Annotated in this window: 3 protein-coding genes; 1 reads left to right on the forward strand and 2 read right to left on the reverse strand. The window is 53.9% G+C overall.

The window, feature by feature from the left end; translation table 11 throughout:
• Nucleotides 1-59: 59 nt before the first annotated feature.
• Nucleotides 60-317, forward strand: coding sequence for a thioredoxin family protein (locus tag AC1D1Z_RS35810; RefSeq protein WP_477853548.1), 258 nt, complete (start codon nt 60-62; stop codon nt 315-317).
• Nucleotides 318-659: 342 nt separating this feature from the next.
• Here the strand turns inward: AC1D1Z_RS35810 and AC1D1Z_RS35815 are convergent, their stop codons facing one another.
• Together AC1D1Z_RS35815 and AC1D1Z_RS35820 are read right to left on the reverse strand one after the other, a co-directional pair.
• Nucleotides 660-1,316, reverse strand: a complete 657-nt coding sequence (locus AC1D1Z_RS35815) for a hypothetical protein (RefSeq protein ID WP_477853550.1) — start codon at nt 1,314-1,316, stop codon at nt 660-662.
• A 1,109-nt stretch (nt 1,317-2,425) separates the two neighbouring features.
• Entirely contained in the window at nt 2,426-2,902 is a 477-nt protein-coding gene (locus AC1D1Z_RS35820) for an Lrp/AsnC family transcriptional regulator (protein ID WP_032491855.1), read from the reverse strand.
• Between the last annotated feature and the right edge of the window lie 20 nt (nt 2,903-2,922).

The raw sequence follows: 2,922 nt of genomic DNA on the forward strand, positions 1-2,922 counted from the left end.
GGGAAACCCATGTATTTGGTGAACATCAGTATCGACACCTTCCAGGGGGCAGTTCAGGAATCCCCATACCCGTTATCCTCGACCTCTGGGCTGAAGGGTGCGGTCCATGCGACACGATGGCTCAGATCCTCGAAGAAATTGCCGTCGACATGAAAGGCAGAATCAAAGTAGCTAAGCTGGATCTCGGTGAGAACCCAGAACTCGCCGCGCAATTCATTCCGATCCTTGTTTTCTTTAAGGGGGGCGAAGTCATCGATTTCTTTTTCGACGCCCCGCAGAAGTCCGCTATTGTGAAGTGGGTACACGGACGTTGCTGACTCGTGAAGCACAAGTCGGGGAAGCCGTAGGCGAGGGTCGATGCGGGAGGCAGAGGCGGGCCGATCGTATGGGCGTTGAAGGTCCTCAATAGGGAGCAGAGGCTGGATTGGCAACTCATGTTTGCAATCGTCAGCCCCCGAAGGCGGCTGTATCAATGGGGTGCTCCACCGGTTGCCAGGGACACTGGGGCACAGGCGAAGTCACGCCGCGCTCGTCCTGCCAAACTCAGATCGCCAACGATCCGAGCATCGACGCGGAGCTGCAGTGCTTGTCACTGATCAGGTTGACTCGCGTTCATCCGTTCTCTTTCGAACAATGATTGGATGGCCGTCGCACAAGCTCTATTGAGAAAGCAGGCGCGGAACTGGAAAGTCTAGTACTTTGTCCGTGTATCTTTCGACCACGGCGCTAAACGGCGTGCCGTCCTGAAGTTTCAGTACGGCACGATGTTCGAGCAGGAACGGCGGCAGGGTAAGGGAACCTGTTTCATGCGTTATTAAACCGTCCATGTCCCAGCTTTCGGATAGAGGGGACCAGAGCAACTTGGCAGACAGGTTTGTGCGAGTGAAATTGAGAGCCTGAACGGCTCTGCCAAACGCGATATCGCTGGTATTCAACGCCTGATTCATCTCTGCAGTTAATTTTGCAGGTACATACCAATTGTCGGCTTCGGACAAGACGCGGTCGCCGCAGACCAGGCGGACGCGGCGATAAGCGATCAACTCACCGGGTCCGACGGTCAGAAGTTCACGGATGTGCTCATCGGCCGGCTTGTCTTGCCCTCCCACACGCTGAGCTACAATCTTAGAACCTTCCGGTGCGAGCTTGTGCGCGGCGCACCAGCGATCAAGGGTCAACGTAGCACTGGCGTTACTCAGGAGATTGGCATTCAAGGTCTGAAGGACCGCAAGCGCTTCTACTCGAGATCCCGGCGTGTTCAGCCACTGAGACCGTATGGACGATTCTTGCGAAAAAGCAATCTGCGTGCCCAGCACCATGCCGGCCGCTGCAAGTGCGGCGATGCGAATGCATTTCAAAGAGGATAATAAAACTGAAAATGAACTCCTTTTCTGCGGTAATTTGATGGGAGAAACCTGCGGGTCAAATTTCTGATTTTGGCAGGCGAGCATATATGCTTCCTGCAGCACTATTTTGAACTGCGCCTTGCGTGTACCGGATAAGGGTGGGGTTCTCGATTGACTTCTTACCATCTCTCGATGTCCCCGCCTTAGTTGCACCTGTGAAGCCTTTGCGCCGCTGTGCTTCGCTTGCGTCGCATCGATATCGTCCATGACAGCCTCCACCCCGCCCGCCGAGCTATTGTTGGAGTTTGCAAACGTTGGCGACTGCGTCGTCGATTTCGCCATGGAATTTGGAAACAAGACTGAATATTAAATCGGGAACGTGGCGGCCAGTCCGAGCTCTCCCAGTTCTATACATCGTAATTCTCACCTACGAGTTTTAGCGCCTTTGTCGTCCTCCTCGCCCTTTGCGAAATGTTCGAGTCGCTGGATTGGATAAAATAGGTCGCAACCGTAAGCCCAATCCAAGAGCAATTGTTGAAAAATGGTCTTCTTCTTCGACACAGAGTCCTTCTGCCGGTGGTCGACGGACGCTACCCCCAGGCGCGAGCCGGCAAGGTACTTGTCTGATTTCTTTTTCCGCTCCATGTCATCGTGGTCCTTGTGTAAACCTACCGGCGATGATGTCTCCTGCAAGGGTCAGCATTCATAGGAAAAGGATTGTCCCGTTGCGATATCGTTAGCCGAGTGGCAGGACATTTGATGAAATCGATAAATTAAGCAACGCACTTCTTCGGATATATTTTTTACTATAACGCCAATTATCCAATATAATACTTTATACTCGTGAGAAAACAGTAAGCTATAAGAATACAATTCTGAATATATTATTATATATATCGCACTTCGTTGCTTTGGCTCCAACCGTCATCGCCACTTTGTCCGCCACCGCTCTACGGCTGGAGCAATCAGCTGCACGATATGGAGCGCCCACCCAGTCTCCGAGTCGTGGAGGAAATGCTCCCGGCCCAGGGCATCCTGGTCAGCCATGAAATGGCGCGGCAGACGGATAGCTGCCGACGACGCTAGAAGGGCAACCTCGCGTTCTCCTTGACTTCTTTCATCACGAAGAAAGTGCGCGTCTGGCGCACGCCAGGCAGGGCGATCAGCTTCTGGCCATGCAGCTTGTTGAAATCGGCCATGTCACGGACGCGGATTTTCAGGAGGTAATCGAAATCTCCGGCCACCAGACTGCAGTCCAGCACTTCCTTCAGCTGCATGACAGCGCCCTCGAAGGCGCCAAAGCTCTCAGGTGTGGAGCGATCCAATACGACGCCAACCATCACCATCGCGCCGAGGCCGACGGCGCTCGGCGCGACCTCCGCCCGAACGCCGGTGATGTAGCCCTCCTCGAAAAGGCGCTGAGTTCGCCTGTGGCAAGTCGCAGCGCTGACATTCACGCGCTCGGCAAGATCGGCATTGCTGAGCCGGCCCTCCGATTGAAGGGCGCGCAAAATCTTGAGGTCTATTCCGTCGAAATTCTCTGTGGAAGAAACTTTCATTTTGGATCTCACAGTTGAAG

It is taken from the genome of Rhizobium sp. P1_E1 (genome assembly GCF_056406015.1).